This is a genomic window from Flavivirga aquatica (assembly GCF_001747085.1).
GTDB classification, from domain to species: domain Bacteria; phylum Bacteroidota; class Bacteroidia; order Flavobacteriales; family Flavobacteriaceae; genus Algibacter_C; species Algibacter_C aquatica.
On the sequence record NZ_MDJD01000054.1, the window covers coordinates 693,017 to 709,034 of the forward strand.

General features: G+C 29.2%; 13 protein-coding genes. 4 read left to right on the top strand and 9 right to left on the bottom strand.

Annotated features, from left to right (window positions below):
• Nucleotides 1–55: 55 nt before the first annotated feature.
• From A8C32_RS17320 to A8C32_RS17330, 3 genes are all read right to left on the bottom strand, one after another.
• The gene (locus A8C32_RS17320; RefSeq protein WP_069831650.1) at nt 56–283 is read right to left on the bottom strand and encodes a PspC domain-containing protein; all 228 of its coding nucleotides are present in this window, start codon (nt 281–283) and stop codon (nt 56–58) included.
• 36 nt (nt 284–319) lie between these two features.
• The gene (locus A8C32_RS17325) at nt 320–1,591 is read right to left on the bottom strand and encodes a DUF2851 family protein (RefSeq protein ID WP_069831651.1); all 1,272 of its coding nucleotides are present in this window, start codon (nt 1,589–1,591) and stop codon (nt 320–322) included.
• 151 nt (nt 1,592–1,742) lie between these two features.
• Nucleotides 1,743–2,978, bottom strand: a complete 1,236-nt coding sequence (locus A8C32_RS17330) for an ABC transporter permease (RefSeq protein ID WP_069831652.1) — start codon at nt 2,976–2,978, stop codon at nt 1,743–1,745.
• Nucleotides 2,979–2,986: 8 nt separating this feature from the next.
• On the opposite strand from A8C32_RS17330, the gene A8C32_RS17335 reads away from it, so the two are divergent.
• Both A8C32_RS17335 and A8C32_RS17340 read left to right on the top strand, forming a co-directional pair.
• Nucleotides 2,987–4,237 (top strand): exo-beta-N-acetylmuramidase NamZ family protein, encoded by a 1,251-nt coding sequence (locus A8C32_RS17335; RefSeq protein WP_069831653.1) that lies wholly within the window; start codon nt 2,987–2,989, stop codon nt 4,235–4,237.
• A gap of 12 nt (nt 4,238–4,249) precedes the next feature.
• A complete protein-coding gene (locus A8C32_RS17340; RefSeq protein WP_083253405.1) occupies nt 4,250–5,314 on the top strand; it encodes a serine hydrolase domain-containing protein in 1,065 nt (354 codons plus the stop codon).
• Between the two features lie 83 nt (nt 5,315–5,397).
• On the opposite strand, the gene A8C32_RS17345 is transcribed toward A8C32_RS17340, so the two are convergent.
• On the bottom strand, nt 5,398–5,892 hold the full coding sequence (locus tag A8C32_RS17345) for a YkgJ family cysteine cluster protein (protein ID WP_069831654.1): 495 nt from the start codon (nt 5,890–5,892) through the stop codon (nt 5,398–5,400).
• Nucleotides 5,893–6,046: 154 nt separating this feature from the next.
• Here A8C32_RS17345 and A8C32_RS17350 point away from each other — a divergent pair, with 154 nt between their 5' ends.
• The gene (locus tag A8C32_RS17350; protein WP_069831655.1) at nt 6,047–6,754 is read left to right on the top strand and encodes a class I SAM-dependent methyltransferase; all 708 of its coding nucleotides are present in this window, start codon (nt 6,047–6,049) and stop codon (nt 6,752–6,754) included.
• A gap of 190 nt (nt 6,755–6,944) precedes the next feature.
• On the opposite strand, the gene A8C32_RS17355 is transcribed toward A8C32_RS17350, so the two are convergent.
• Nucleotides 6,945–8,684, bottom strand: a complete 1,740-nt coding sequence (locus tag A8C32_RS17355) for a TonB-dependent receptor (RefSeq protein WP_069831656.1) — start codon at nt 8,682–8,684, stop codon at nt 6,945–6,947.
• A gap of 85 nt (nt 8,685–8,769) precedes the next feature.
• A complete protein-coding gene (locus A8C32_RS17360; RefSeq protein ID WP_069831657.1) occupies nt 8,770–11,790 on the bottom strand; it encodes a tetratricopeptide repeat protein in 3,021 nt (1,006 codons plus the stop codon).
• Nucleotides 11,791–12,049: 259 nt separating this feature from the next.
• Between A8C32_RS17360 and A8C32_RS17365 the strand changes: the two genes are divergently transcribed.
• The gene (locus tag A8C32_RS17365; protein ID WP_069831658.1) at nt 12,050–12,733 is read left to right on the top strand and encodes a cell division ATP-binding protein FtsE; all 684 of its coding nucleotides are present in this window, start codon (nt 12,050–12,052) and stop codon (nt 12,731–12,733) included.
• A 32-nt stretch (nt 12,734–12,765) separates the two neighbouring features.
• On the opposite strand, the gene A8C32_RS17370 is transcribed toward A8C32_RS17365, so the two are convergent.
• Genes A8C32_RS17370 through A8C32_RS17380 form a run of 3 tightly spaced genes read right to left on the bottom strand, consistent with a single transcriptional unit; the run spans nt 12,766 to nt 15,559 of the window.
• Nucleotides 12,766–14,136 (bottom strand): S8 family peptidase, encoded by a 1,371-nt coding sequence (locus A8C32_RS17370; RefSeq protein ID WP_069831659.1) that lies wholly within the window; start codon nt 14,134–14,136, stop codon nt 12,766–12,768.
• A gap of 56 nt (nt 14,137–14,192) precedes the next feature.
• Nucleotides 14,193–14,588 (bottom strand): hypothetical protein, encoded by a 396-nt coding sequence (locus A8C32_RS17375; protein ID WP_069831660.1) that lies wholly within the window; start codon nt 14,586–14,588, stop codon nt 14,193–14,195.
• 2 nt (nt 14,589–14,590) lie between these two features.
• Nucleotides 14,591–15,559 (bottom strand): hypothetical protein, encoded by a 969-nt coding sequence (locus A8C32_RS17380; RefSeq protein WP_069831661.1) that lies wholly within the window; start codon nt 15,557–15,559, stop codon nt 14,591–14,593.
• Nucleotides 15,560–16,018 lie beyond the last annotated feature (459 nt).

Consider the following 16,018-nt stretch of genomic DNA (forward strand, 5'->3'; position numbering starts at 1 on the left):
ATTCATATAATTATACTTAAATTAATATGATGGTTAATTTTACTTATTTCATCTATTATAAATCAAAAACAGACGAACGTTTTGTATAGATCAAATCTTTAATTCGCATCCAAAATGCTAAAAATAAGTACAACGTAAAACCAAAACCCACTGTAACAAAAGTTATATACATAAAAGAAGTTCTAACAACTTTTGCCCTAATACCTAGTCTATCTGCTATACGCTGACAAACATAATATCCGTGTTTTTGAAAAAACAATAACGGTTTGTAAATATTGTTCATGCTGCAATTTAACACTAAGTTTATTTGTTTAAAAGTTTATTTGTTTAAAAATGAATTTCCTATTGCACATTTCAAACATTTATTTTTGTCACAATACGCTGTCTTAAGCTGAATGAGCGCTTGCGAATCTAATGCTGAACTCGAGCACTTTTTTAAATTATTAAAGGCTTTTATTATGTTATTTTTTTCTGAATCTATTATTGACGCTATCTTAATAATATTATCATCTATAATTTCGCCTTTTTGTTTAGCATAACAAAATTTAATTGGTAAAATAGTATTTATTAAAATTAATTCTACAAAGGGTTTAGTAAGTGTTTTATTTAATGCTTTTGATTCTTTTTGAAATGTATAATGTGTTTCCCAAAACTTAGAGGTTGATACTTTAAAGAGATCGTAAAAACCTTTTAATTCGTTTATCTCTATAACTTTTGAAAATAAATTTTGATATTTATGGTATAAACTTGCCAGTTGAGACAATCGAATTGTTGGAAAATTAGGTGGCCGAAGTCTAAAAAACTGTACTGGTGCTACCTGATTATTTTCTAAATTGAATTTTTGCTTTAAAAACTTATAGTCTTTAACAAGATTTAAATAATATGGTGTTTGCAAATCATCTTCTAATTGACCTGCTTGTCCTAATAACAATGCTTCTAAAGTTTGTTGATTGGGTTGTGTTTTTCTTATAATTGAAAAATCTAAAGATTGTGCTATACTAAAAAACGATTCTCCATTTACTTTTAGTCCAAAATTTTTAGCTAGCATTTTAAACAATACAGCCTCCCAATCATTTTTTGATTCTTTTAATAAAGCCTCGATGGTTTTCGATTTTCTCTCTAAGCGTTCAAAGTATAAACGTTCTTTCCAATTATTTAGAACAAAATTATCTATTGACGCAAAATTATTTTCACAATTAATCCACTTACTTTGTTTAGAAAATAGTTTTTCATAATTATTTATAACAGATATATCTATAAAATCTTTTAACTGTAAGGTAGGTATAGACGTATTATCTTTTCTAAAAACATCTGTATCATGTTCCCAAACAACATGTAGAATAACATTGTCATATGCCCTATCCTGTTCATGGTTATGCAAAAACCAATCTGATGATTTTATATGAATCTCTACATTACCTGCCCATAACTGTTCTCCCAATCTAAGTTTAGCATTGAAAAAATCTGGCCCCGAATTTAGGTTATGTTGACCTCCATTGGTAATTATAATAGATTTTCCTAAAACCGTTTTTAAATTATTTATTTGAAACTTTTTATGTTTCCATATATAGTGTAGAAAATCTTCTTGCATACTTTTAAATATGTACTACATTTTATATTAATAGTTGTAATCATAAATAACGCTTAGCTAATTTTTAAATTGCAGGGTTAATTATTTTAGTTTAGCTTACACTATAAATACTCGTATATTCTATGATAAGATCACTTTTGTTAAAACTTATTTATTGAAATCTAATAGCTTTTACTGGAGAGATTTTTGTAATAATATATGATGGCACTAAAAGCATAAGCAAACATAATATTAGTGTTCCTACGTTTAGGGCTACTATATAACCCAAACTAATAAAAACAGGTGCTTCCGACACATAATATACAGTAGGGTCTAAAGGGAATAGTTTAAAATATTTTTGAGCTAATAAAATCCCTAAACCTAAAATATTCCCCCAAAACAGCCCTAAAAGAATAAGATAAGATGCATTATATAAAAAGAGTTTACGTATACTCCAATTATTACTTCCTAAAGCCTTCAAAATACCTATCATTTGAGTACGTTCAAGAATTAAAACCAATAATGCTGTAATCATATTAATACCTGCTACCAATATCATGATAGCTATAATTCCATAAATATTTTTATCAAATATTTTTATCCAATCAAAAATGGTTGGATATTTAGTTGTTATCGTATTAGAATCTATTAATGTTGGCATTTCTGCATGAATCTCAGCTCCTTTTTGCTCTAGTTCATCATAATCATCTATAAAGACTTCAAAACTCCCTATTTCATCCGACTTCCATTTATTAATGCGTTGAATATGACGTATATCTCCTATAAGATATTGTGCATCAAAATCTTGAAATCCTGAATTATACACACCAACAATATTATAAGTAATTATATTAGGCAACTTTTCTGGATCGTCTTTAGAAAAGACCATTTGAAACTTATCCCCTACCTTAAAATATAATCGTTTAGCTAAATATTCTGAGATTAAAACTTCCTCATTTCTTTTTTTTGTATAGTCTGGAAGACGTCCTTCAACTAAAAATTCTTGATAATACTCCCAATTATAATCTCCTCCAACACCTTTTAAGTAAGCGCCTTCAAAATCCGTTTCGGTACGTATAACACCAAATTTTGCAGCTATTGCCTGAATGTGCTTAACACCTGTAACTGACTTAAATTCAGGATAAAAATCTTGTTTTTTAGATATTGGATAAACGCTTTCATGAGAATTATTGCTATCATAATTACTAATAGTAACATGCCCATTAAACGCCACTACTTTGTCCCGTATTTTTTGCTGCAAGCCTATTCCCGTTGCAATAGCAATCATCATAACAACAATACCTATAGCAATAGCTGCAATACCAATTTTTATTATTGGCGCCGATATGCTACTTTTATACGCTTTACTACCAATAATGCGTTTAGCTAAAAAAAACTCGTAACTCAAAATTTACTATGCGGTTTAATATTTTCAAAAATACTGTTTTATTATTTGTTCTGGTAATGATTTCTTGTGCAAACTTGTCTAAACCTAAAGACCAAAATAAAAAAACGAAAGAAATCCAAAATAAAAAAACATTAACAAAAAAGCTTACTCCTATTGTTGGAGCGAATCAATTTAAACATTATTTACCATTATTAAAAGAGAAACGTGTTGGAATAGTTGCAAATCAAACTTCTGTAGTCTTTAAAGGTGAAAATAATTTTACTCACCTAGTAGATTCTTTATTGGCTTTAAATATTAATGTGAAAAAAGTATTTGCGCCTGAACATGGTTTTAGAGGTTCTGCAGATGCAGGAGAAGTTGTTAAAGATGGTATTGATACTAAAACTAATCTACCTATCGTATCTCTTTACGGAAAAAACAAAAAACCTTCAAAAGAACAGCTTCAAGGTTTAGACATTGTTATTTTTGATATCCAAGATGTAGGTGCTCGTTTTTATACTTATATATCTTCTCTACATTACGTTATGGAAGCTTGTGCAGAACAAGGCATTCCTGTTATAATTTTAGACAGACCTAATCCTAATGGTCATTATATTGATGGTCCTATTTTAGAAAAAGAACATAAAAGCTTTGTAGGCATGCATCCTATTCCCATAGCTCATGGTATGACTATTGGGGAATATGCAAAAATGATAAATGGTGAAAAATGGTTAGCAAATAATGTACAATGTAAACTAACGATTATTCCTATTAAAAACTATAATCATAAATTAAATTATAGTTTACCTATAAAACCAAGTCCTAATTTGCCTAATGATAAATCTATTAATCTTTACCCTAGTTTATGCTTTTTTGAAGGCACAAACGTGAGTATTGGAAGAGGTACAAACAAGCAATTTCAAGTGATTGGATCTCCTTTTTTCTTTTTAAAAGGACATCATTATGAATTCATTCCAAAGCCTAATTATGGAGCAAAATACCCTAAACATGAAAATAAAATATGTCATGGGTATGATTTATCAAATTATAACGACTTAGAGGGTATTAATTTAAAATGGTTGATTGAATTTTATAATGCCAATAAACAATATGCTCCAAAAGAAACATTCTTTAGTAATTTCTTTACAAAATTAGCTGGTACCAAAAAATTACAGCAGCAAATTGAAGTTGGTATGACAGAAAAAGCTATTAAAAAAACTTGGATATCTGGATTAGAGAAATTTAAAAAAACCCGTGAAAACTATTTAATTTACCCCTAAAAACTGAATAAATTGAAACGTATTATAGCATCTTTAATCCTATTATTGACTTCAATAGGCTTTAGTCAAAATATTGATAACTCTATTGATTCAAAAATTAAAACTGCTAGAAAACAAGCTAAAAAGTTTTTACGTAAACAAAGGGTTCCAGGTATGTCCATCTCTATTTCTCAAAAAGATGAACTCATTTGGTCTGAAGGTTTTGGTCATGCTAAACGAAAACCTAAAGTAAAAATCAATCCTAATAAAACTCTTTTTAGAATAGCTAGCATATCAAAATCTATCACAGCGGTTACTCTAGCCAAATTATTAGATGACAATATTATTAATTTAGATGAAAGCATTTACACATATCTTCCCGATTTTCCTAAAAAGACATATGATTTCACTGTTAGAGAATTAGGTGGCCATTTAGCAGGAGTTAGACACTATAAAGGCAGTGAATATTCTCTTAATAAAAAAATGCAAATTACTGAAGGTTTAGATTTATTTAAAAATGATCCTCTTTTATTTGAACCTTCAACTCAGTTTTTTTATAATTCATTTGGATATGTTTTATTAAGTGCTATTATGCAAAAAGCTTCAAAAATAGGTTTTAACACATTGGTTAACAATTCTATTCTAAAGCCTTTACAAATGACTAATACTTTATTGGACGCATCAGACATTAATATTCCAAATAAAACTCATTTTTACAGAGGAAAACATATTCTATCTAATTCAGTAGCTAATGAATATAAGGTTGCTGCTGGTGGTTTTTTATCAACTTCAGAAGATTTAATAAAAATAGGACAAGAAATTATTTCACCTCAATTTATTTCAAAAGCATCATTGTCTCAACTTATAACATCTCAAAAATTAAAATCAGGTAACAACACAGGTTACGGTATTGGTTTTTCAGTTGAATACACTAAAAACAATACTCCTAAATACTATCATACTGGCGGAGGTGTAGGTGCCTCAACTATTCTTTTAATTTATCCAAAAGAAGCTATTGTTATTTGTATATTAACTAATAAATCTGGTGTTGAAACACATAAAATTGGAAAAACATTAGAGTCAATTTTTGTAGAATAAAATGTTTTAAAAAAAAACTAAACTATCTTTCTTATTTATATGTTTTATTATACAGTTTTATAAACGACTATTGCTGCTAAAAACTAAACCTTAATTCGTTTTTTCATCTCTTCAACAATATTAAATGCAGCAGGACAAATGGCTACATTTTTTAATGTTAGGTTTGATATTTGTTGAAATTTTTTTCGATCCGTATGTGGGAACTCTCGGCATGCTTTTGGTCTTACATCATAAATTGAACAATAATTATCTGTTCCTAAAAATGTACATGGTACACTTTGCAATACATAATCATTATCTTCATCAACTCGTAAATATTGATTAATAAATTGCTGCGCTTTCATTCTAAAATGTTTTGCTATACGGTTTACGTCCTTATCGGTAAATAAAGGCCCCGTAGTTTTACAGCAGTTCGCACATTTTAAACAATCAGTTTTTTTAAATTCTTCATCATGTAAATCCTCCATCAAATAATCTAATTTTTTAGGTGGTTTATTTTTTAGCTTCGTGAAGAATTTTTTGTTTTCGTTATGTTTATCTTTGGCGAGCTTTGGAAGATTGTTTATAATGTCTTGCATGGTACAAAAATAATATTTTACGTCATTACGAAAGAATAATGGTTAAAGTAATCTTTAAAAAGATTACAATACCTCAACTCTGTTCTATACAGACTTTTTAGGACATCTTAATGACAAACAAGTTTCCGACTTTACGGAAGTAAAAAACTATTAAATGAAAGATCTTTTTGGAAAAGCTTTATTAGATTATCAAAATGGGAATTACACTGAAGATATTATTACTTCTACAAGTATTTCTGATGATGACGTTTTACCTCTTCCTTATTTGTTTAGAGATTTTAAAGACATGCCTAAGCTTGAACAAAAAGCTTTAAAATTAACAAAAGGTTCTGTGCTAGACGTTGGTTGTGGTTCTGGAGTCCATAGTTTTTACTTACAACAAAAAGGTTTTTCTGTTAAAGCTATTGACATTTCAAATGGAGCTATTAACGTTGCTAAACAACGTGGTGTTATAAACGCAGAAATAAAAGATATTTTAGATGAAACTCAAACATTTGATACAATTTTATTATTAATGAATGGGACTGGTGTTTTTCAAGAACTATCACAAGTATCTAAATACTTATCTCATTTAAAAAGCTTATTAAACCCAAATGGACAAATTTTGATTGATTCTTCTGATATTAAATACATGTATGAGGATGAAGATGGTGGTTTTTGGATAGATACTAATACCTCTTTTTATGGTGAACTCGACTATTTTTTATCTTATAAAGGAGAAGAGGAATTACCTATGAAATGGTTATATCTAGGATTTGACACTTTAAAACTCGCTTGTGAAGCTGTTGGGCTAAATTGTGAATTAGTTATAGAAGGTAATCATTTTGATTATTTAGCGAGGTTAACTCCTGCACAGGTCTAATATATTTTAATTTATTCTCGCGTAAATATTCGCAAAGTTTCACTAAAAAAATGAGCAAAGAATATTTAACTACCATAACTTCTATGCTTAAAATTTAATTCAAACATAGAAGTCTCATATTTTTTATATTTCGAAACAAAACTTCAATAAAGTTTTCTTTCTTTTTCTTAGAAAATAGAATATATAAACGTTAGAAATCGAACTTATAAGTAGCTCCTGCTATAAGTTGAAAACTTTGTACTTGAAAATTTTGCCAACGCTGATAACCTTGACTAGCAATGTTATTTGCTTTTGCAAATACCGAAAACTCATCATTTATATGATAACCCAAATGTGCATTAGCATCAAAATAACTATCTAAATCTACAACCATAGAAGTAGCTCCAAAAATATTATCATCGACACTTAATAAATCTTTACGTCCTCCTACAAGAAATAAATTCGCTCCTGCAAACCAATGGTCATTAATTTGATAATCTAAAAACACAGATCCTTTAATATCTGGTAAATTCCACGCTTCCGCTTCGTCATCTGTAGAATAACCAAAGTATTCTGCTTTCATACCTAATTTAAAGTTTCTATTTAAATCTACCGTAATTTCTCCTGAAAAACTAAATGTATCTACATTATCGTATACTATTCCAAAAGAATTTCCATATTTATAATCTTCGACATCGACCACAGCTAAAGACGTAAAATTATTTCTAAAAAGAGCCTTATTTCTATCTGATATATAATGTCCACTAACATTATAGCTTGTATTACTAGACAACTTTCCTTTTAAACCAACATAGGCATTGTATAATTGATCTGTTGGAGATATAAATAAAGTTGGAGATACAAACGGGTTTTCTCCAGCAAAACCATAATATGAATTCTGAATTAAATCTCCTTCAATCCCTCCATAAGCAATCAAAACATCTTCAACCATTCTATATGTAGCGGTAACATTTGGATAGATATATAGTTTACTCTCACTAGCTTCTGTATCACTTAAATAATAAGTAGAAACTCCAATATTTACAGTTAAATCGTCTTGTTTCATTTGGTAAGTTGGAGAAATTCCAATTTGAAAATTACCATATTTTAACTCTTCATCTGTAAAATAATCTTTATCAAAATCTCCTGCTATATAATCAATTTTAACACCTGTAGAAATTTCTATATCTCTAATTGGAACATCTACTTTTCCTTTAATTATTAATCTATTTTCTCCAGAACCTTGGTTATCTCCAAAACGTCTAAAAAAGAAACTTCCTGAATTAATATAGGTATCTTCAAAAGCAACATCTGCTCCAAAATGCGCATCTAAAAATGAATGTCCTACATCTAATCCATAAGTAAATATCTTATCGTTAGCATAGTTTTCTGGTAGTCCGTACCAATTATAGATTTGATATTGGAAACCTGCCTCTACATTCCATGATAAATCTCTTAATCTTGTTCCGTAATTCAATTCTATTTTTGTATCTGAAAACCGACTATCAACTAATACATCTTCAATATCTCCTAATGATGAATGGTTACTTATATACCCTCCAATATTTTCATTTCTACTTATAGGGTGATTAAAATACACTTCTCCTAAAAGTGTCTTATAAGATCCTACACCTAAAGTTGCATAGTTATTATACAAATTAGGTAATGGTTTTTTTTCAATTACTTCAGCTTTCCCTTTTGCTGGAGTAAAGGTGGATGCTACTGGAAATGAAAAAATATTATATTTAACTTCCTTTTTCACCTGAGTAGTTTCATCGTTTAAATGTGGAACTTCTTTTACCTTAAAGGCATCAGAGACTGTTGGAGCATAAGGTTTCACTACATCAATAACTCCTGTATTTAAGGTGTCATTTTCTTTTCTTTGAGAAAACCCTATAGTTACACTGAGTAAAAGGATAACTATAAATATATTTTTTATGTGCTTTCGCATACTAATTATTTTTTATTTACGATTGACGATTTTCTTTTTTATAAACTAGGCCTTTATTACTTTAGACCTGACAAAACTATTACAATTAATCCTCTGGTCTAACAGATGAATTTGTTTTAGCTTCTTCTATTTTAATTTTCCTTAATTCATCTTGCGCTTGAGCAGCTACATCATTAAACTCAGGGAAGTTTTGAATAACACTTTCTAAAATATAAGTAGCTTGAAATGCATCATTTAATGCATAAAAATTCTTAGCCATAATTACTAAGCCTTTTGCACTATAATATTTATACCCTGAATAGTTTTTTGCTAGTTTTTGAACCGTTTTATTAGATTCTTCATGCTCACCTTCCTTATTTTTAAAATAAGCGTTATAATACAATGCCTCTGCTGCAGTTTCTCCTGTTGCTATTTTTTCAACTTGAGCATATGCTATTTTAGCCTTAGCATGATCTCTTGTTTTCATTGCAGATCGTGCAATTATAATACGTGCATCACTTTTTATTTTATTATCTAATTTTGAACTAACTAGTACCTTTTCTGCATAAGACACTGCTCCTTCATAATTCCCTAATTGATAATTAGCCTTCATTAAATTTGATTGAGCAAATATTACATTCTGCGGAAAACTAGCTTCTGTTTCTAGTCTTGATAGTAAAGGAATAGCATTATTCCAGCTTTTATTAACTAAATAAAATTGTGACAAACGTTGCAACGCTTCTTCTGTATATTCATTTTGTGATTTCTCAACTATATACTTGTAATGTGGTACTGCATTCTCTAATAAATCTTTTTTAATATATAATTGTGAGACATAAAAATGTGCTTGTAATGCATATAATCCTTTAGGAAATTCATTTAAATATCCATTGAATTGCTTAATAGCTTTACCTGTATTACCATCTAAATATTGCTTTTCGGCAGCTTCATAAGTTGCATTATCCAGATCTGCATTAGTAACCTCTACATAATCTAACGTTTTTACCCATGATGCATAATCATCTACTCGTCCTAAATCAATATAAATTAAACGAACTGTAGATACAGCTTGAACTGCTTCTGGAGATCCTGGGTAATCTCCTGCTACTTTTTTAAATTTAGTTAAAGCTTTCTCATTTTTACTATCATTGTAATAAACCAGCCCTTGTCGTAATAATGCTTTTGGTACAAATGTACTCACATTATATTCTGCACTCAAACGATCGTAAACAGTCATGGCTTTATCTACTTTATTTGCTTTTACATATGAATTACCTAATTCGTACATAGCATCATCACGTAATTTTGACTTAGGATATTTAGATATAAATTTTTCTAATTCTGCTATTTTTTCTGAAGATTCACCACTATAGCCTACACTTAAAGCTTTTTGGAAAAATGGGTAATCTGAATCTATTTCATTTAATTTAATAGCTTTTTCGTAAGCTGTTATGGCTTTAGAATACTGACTAGAAACAAAATACCCGTCTCCTAATCGTAAATAAGCATCATTTAATCTCACCTTATCTTCTTTTTTATTTGAAATAAATTGATTGAAATATTGGATAGATTGCTCGTAATTTTTCAACTTTAAATAAGCATAAGCTATGTTATAATCTATGGTTTCATTTTCTGGTGTCTCTGAAGAAGATACTTCTTGTTGAAACTGTTTAAACCCAACTAAAGCATCGTCATAACTATTTAAATTATAATCTACTTCTGCTTTCCAAAAGGTTGCTCTTGCTGTATAGTTAGGGTCTCTTGGTTCTTTTAATGAAGCATCAAAAAGCGATTCTGCCTCTAAATAATTCCCTTCATTATAAAGTTCTAATCCTCTATAAAAAGCTACTTTTTGATAAGCTACTTTATCATCAAAACTCTTTTTACCTCCTAATAATTTAAGTGCTTCTTTATAATTCTTTGAAGTAATATAAGAATCTATTAAAAGCGTTTCTATTTCTTCTTTATAACTTGTATTTGGATATTTATCTAAATAACTTGTTAAAACTTGAGGTGCTGATTGATATGGATTACCTATTTCATAACTAATTTTCGCATAATTTAACCATGCATCTTCTTGAATTTTTAAATCAAAACTCATCTCTGAAGCATTTCTAAACGCATTTAAAGCTTCTTGTTTTTTGTCTAGACTTACATAACTTTCTCCTAAATGATAATAGGCATTTTGTGATATACCATCTTTTCCCCCTATTATTTTACTAAACTCTGAAACAGCGTTTTCATAATCGCTCTGTTTGTAATAAGCATATCCTAATTGATAAAAATCTATGTTATTCCATTTTCCATTTTTTCCTTCATACTCTGTTAAAAAAGGAATCGCTTCCTCGTATTTTTTTAAATTAAAATAACTTTCTCCTATAATTTTTGAAAGTTCTGAAACTTCTGATTGATCACTTGTTGCTAACCTAGCTTCAGCAAGTTTAATAGCTTTTTCAAATTTTCCTAGTTTAAAATTTAAATCGGCTTGGTAATAAGAGAGCTTTTCTTTGTAACGTTCTTGATCACTTACTTGATCGAAATAAGTGTTTGCTTTATCATAATCATCTCCTTGATACGCCATAAAACCAATATAATATTTAGCTTGAGAGCCATATTCTTGAGAGTTTTCAACTTTACTTAAATATTTCTTAGCGTTTTTAAATTGCTTTGATATAAATGCTGTATAACCATTATTGAAATAAAACCTTTCCCTGTCTTTTCCTCCCAAAGCATCTTCGTTAACTTTTTCATACCATTTTCTTGCATGTGCATATTTTCCGTTAACAAAATAATAATCTGCAACATCTGCAAAGGCCGTATTTCTTTTTGTGCTCGTGGGGTATTCTTCTACAAAATTTTCAACTAATTGATCTGCTTTATGCTGATTTAATCTTATCGCACAATTTGCAATATAATACGTACAATCTGATTGTAGAATATTTTCTTTAGTTGTTTTTTTAACATCTCTAAATATAGATTGTGCTGCTTGGTATTGTTGATTATTATAAAGTGATAAAGCTTTTTGATAATCGGCTAAGTTACTTGTATAAACGGCAGATTTCTGTGCTATAACTTGAAAACTAAAACTTATAGCCACTAAAAGTGAAACAATATTTTTTTTAGTCATTAAATGATTTGGTTTTTAATTTAAAATCAAAGATAAATAAAGAATTCTATTTTTTGATTTCAATAATTGTAAAACAAAATTCTTTTTCATTATTAATAATATACAACGTAACTATTATATTATAATTATGAATTGATTTATGAAATATTAAAATGGTTAGAGATAAATAAAAAGGATGATTATATACTTTTAGAATTTCAAGGTTTGGAATTTGACATTTTTACAATACTTTTACGGGGCTTTAAAACGTTACTAGTTTATGTCTAAACCTATTTTACAATTAAAAGATGCTTCTATTTTTCAAGGTGACAGCCTTGTCCTTTCCAATGTAAACGTTAAAATTAACAAAGGAGATTTTGTATACTTAATTGGAAAAACGGGTACAGGAAAAAGTAGTTTTATGAAAACACTTTATGGTGACTTACCATTAATTAAAGGAGAAGGGCATATTGTTGACTTCGATTTAAAAAACCTTAAAGAAAAGGATATTCCGTTTTTAAGACGAAAACTAGGAGTTGTTTTTCAAGATTTTAAGTTGCTTACAGACAGAACAATTAACGATAATTTACTATTTGTTTTAAAGGCAACAGGCTGGAAAGATAAAAAAGAAATGAGTACGCGAGTTGAAGAAGTACTTACTAAAGTAGATATGAAAACTAAGGGGTTTAAATACCCCCATGAGCTTTCTGGTGGTGAACAACAACGTATTGCTATTGCCAGAGCTTTACTTAACAACCCTGAGCTTATTCTTGCTGATGAACCTACTGGTAATCTTGACCCCCAAACGAGCGTTGAAGTTATGGAGGTTTTACAGGATATTAATAAAAATGGAAATACCATACTTATGGCTACCCACGATTATGCTTTATTACTTAAATACCCTAGTAAAACATTAAAGTGTGATGAGAATGAGGTTTATGAGGTGGTGCAACGGAAAGGGTAAAAACTGCCTGATTGCTCAGACAGTTTTTAAAGTTATTTTTTGATCATTTTTTGGGTGTGAATCGCTCCAGTCTTCATTTTAATTTCAACAAAATACATTCCTGAATTAAATTTAGACATATTTATTTTCAATTCTTTAGCATTTACTTCTTTAACTGAGTAAACTGTTTTACCAGTAATATCTGAAATAGAAATCGCATTTAAATCTTCTTTATTGGTTATATTTAAAATCCCAGTTGTTGGATTTGGAAATATTGATAAACCATAATTACCTACTAGGTTTTTTCCTTGAGATTCATTAATCTTCGTTTTTACTTTTCTAGAAGTATTAGCAGAATTAATTGGCGGAGGTGGACAATCTAATGCTAAAGTCTCATCAATACTTAAATCGATATAACCTCCAGATTCTGGGTAATAATCTCCACTTAAAATTTCAATATTATTTCTTGCTTTAAATTTTAGTTTTGAACCACCAGTCACATCATTATTTGTCATTTTAATCTTATAGGGAGCTGTTACTAGTTTATAAAACCATGGACGGTATAAGACTCTATCTTTAACCTCTACTGTTCCAAAATCGTCCGCCATATCTTTTGCCATTTTTACGGCTTCGTAGGCGTCTAGCACTCCCGAACCAATTTTGCCATAAAATGCTTGATTAACTGTTAAATTATCGACCTTTCTAGATGAAAGTTTAATAATTGTCTCTACTTCTTTTTGAGTTAAACAATAATTAACATCGAACATCAGCCCTATAGTTCCTGTTACAATTGGAGCAGCATAGGAAGTACCTCCACTGTAACCATAATTACCTGTAGACTGTCCAACTACCTGAGTTAACACATGTCTACCCGGTGCTGCAACATCAACACTATCATTATATGTTGTAAATGGATAAACATTCCCTACAGCTTCAAATCTATCCTTTTGATTATTATGCAAAGGATTAGAATCATTTAATTCATACAAATGTCCAACAACAGTTACAGCAATTACTTTATCATTTGCTGCAGGGTAATGGTATGCTTCGGCTCCTAAATTACAACTAAAAGCTCCATTACCAGCTGCAGCTACTAAAACGGCTCCATTACTATAAGCTTCATTCATTGCCGCTTCATAAATTTGCGTCGCATTTTGAGACAAAGTGCAAAATCCCCAACTCATATTAATAACTTTTACTCCATTTTGAGCAAGTTGAATAACAGCACTAGCCCCACCTGACTTTCCTCTAATAAAATTATTAAAACCAATAGATGATATTCCTACATTATTATCTGTCTTTCCTCCAGCAAATAAAGATACACTTGTTCCATGCCCATTTGAAGAAGAACTATTTCCGTTGAGTATATCTGATTGTCCTATTAAATCTTCATGATTAGTATTTACACTTTCTGAAATACCCAAAACGACATTAGAATTACCAGTACTTATATCCCAAGCTTCTGGAGCTCTAATATAATTTAGTTCTTCTTGCTCTTGTAATTCCCCCCACTTGTACCAAAATCATTAGGCAAATAAAGTAATTGAATTTCTGGTACTTTTTCAATATTTAGAAATAGATTAGAAGCATTATTCTTTAACTCTTCAATCATGTTTTTATCTTCTACTTCAATTTCAAAAATTGTTTGAAGTAAAGGTGTTTTCGATGTTGGAAATGACTTTTTAATTTTTTTCGTATTATACTTTTTAAAAATACTATTAAGTATCTTGTCATTAAAAGAAAAATCACTTCCCCCTCTATTAGCTATAGGTCTCTTCGAAGTATTCGGAATACTAAACCAATATATATTAGCCTTTTGAGAATATCCAAAAGTGGTCGTTATGCAGAATAAAATAATTAATATATTATTTTTCATAACTATTCAATCTTTGTTTTCAATAAATCTAATTCTTTTTTAAGCTCAATTGTATAAAGTGTAAGTTCTTCTATTTTCTGTAAAAGTAATTTATTCATTTCACCAAGTTCAATACCATTTGCTTCAACTTCTTTAGCACTCGGTATACCTTTTAAATGTCCATTTTTATTAATATAATTTTCTACTTCATTTAATGTTTGCAATTTATAATCTGCTTCAAAAACATAATCTGCCCAATCTGTATAGACTTTTACTGCATGCGCTCTTACTTTTCCTTCTACAGATAGTCTATAAGTATCTGAACCATCAATAAAAGAATTAGTTCCAATACCTAAATTAGAATTGGTTAATATATTCCCCTCTACCATAGCGCTGCCACTTTTAACTACAAACTTGTGCTCAGGTAAATAATTTCCATAACCAGCGATTACCATTCTACTATTTGTTTTTGGCATATGAATAAAGACATTATCACTACCGTCTTCATTTAATTTAAATATTTCTGATTGATTTTTATTTAGGATGACTAATTCACCTTTACCTCCTGCTTCTGCAAAAAACCTATATCTCCCCATATTATTCCTATCCTCAAGTCCCATCCAAATCATTGATTTAGAAGATAAATTTGATTGAGGAAAGTCATAAATCTGAAATGCAGCTCCACTAAATCCAACAGAATTTGGAGTAAATTGTGTCCCTGCAGCTAATACTCTACTGGCCTTACTTACGTCTTGAAAATTATTAAAAATAGTACCATCAGGAACAGAATTAGTAAACTCTCCTATTGTTGCTTTTAAAGTTCCGTTTACTTCAAGCTTATAAAGAGATGATGAAGAAGGCGTAATACCTATTCCTATATTTCCTGTTAAATTTGTACTTCCAGAACCATTTGCAGAAGTTCCGTTTTCATCAGTTACTTGTGCGTAAGAAAGTGTTGTTGTTAAAACGCTAAATAAAAATAGTTTTTTCATAATAAATATTTAAAAAAGTTAATAATATAAAAAATTAAGTATTATTTTTTTGTTATAAAACAAGACTTAACTTACTTCAAATGTACTGTTTTCTTAAAAGATACTAGGATAGGAAAGCCTTAATTCTTTTAAGGGAAAACCTTTTTTAAACTAATCTATTTTATCTAAATTTTAAACTATAATACTCCCGTTTTTAGGACAGCAAATTAAATTAACAAAGTATTAAAGTGTAATGGATAGAAATGAAACCTATTAAGTGATTCAGAGAAAACCTAGATTACATACTTTTAATTTTTCTTACTTACTATTTCATCTTTTCTTAAAATGTTTTACATTAATATTCTTTCCTTATATAAGACCTGAAAGTGTATTCTTAACACGAAAGTATATACCAAGTCTTTTATATCTATCGTTACAAAAGTAAATGAAACTATTATTTTTATTATATTGATTTTTTCA

What these genes read in the sequence shown, in the direction of transcription:
- A8C32_RS17350 (WP_069831655.1), top strand. Translation starts at nt 6,047, where the DNA reads ATGAAAGATCTTTTTGGAAAAGCTTTATTAGATTATCAAAATGGGAAT.
- A8C32_RS17380 (WP_069831661.1), bottom strand. Translation starts at nt 15,559, where the DNA reads ATGAAAAAACTATTTTTATTTAGCGTTTTAACAACAACACTTTCTTAC.
- A8C32_RS17325 (WP_069831651.1), bottom strand. Translation starts at nt 1,591, where the DNA reads ATGCAAGAAGATTTTCTACACTATATATGGAAACATAAAAAGTTTCAA.
- A8C32_RS17345 (WP_069831654.1), bottom strand. Translation starts at nt 5,892, where the DNA reads ATGCAAGACATTATAAACAATCTTCCAAAGCTCGCCAAAGATAAACAT.
- A8C32_RS17355 (WP_069831656.1), bottom strand. Translation starts at nt 8,684, where the DNA reads ATGCGAAAGCACATAAAAAATATATTTATAGTTATCCTTTTACTCAGT.
- A8C32_RS17320 (WP_069831650.1), bottom strand. Translation starts at nt 283, where the DNA reads ATGAACAATATTTACAAACCGTTATTGTTTTTTCAAAAACACGGATAT.
- A8C32_RS17335 (WP_069831653.1), top strand. Translation starts at nt 2,987, where the DNA reads ATGCGGTTTAATATTTTCAAAAATACTGTTTTATTATTTGTTCTGGTA.
- A8C32_RS17360 (WP_069831657.1), bottom strand. Translation starts at nt 11,790, where the DNA reads ATGACTAAAAAAAATATTGTTTCACTTTTAGTGGCTATAAGTTTTAGT.
- A8C32_RS17375 (WP_069831660.1), bottom strand. Translation starts at nt 14,588, where the DNA reads ATGAAAAATAATATATTAATTATTTTATTCTGCATAACGACCACTTTT.
- A8C32_RS17365 (WP_069831658.1), top strand. Translation starts at nt 12,050, where the DNA reads ATGTCTAAACCTATTTTACAATTAAAAGATGCTTCTATTTTTCAAGGT.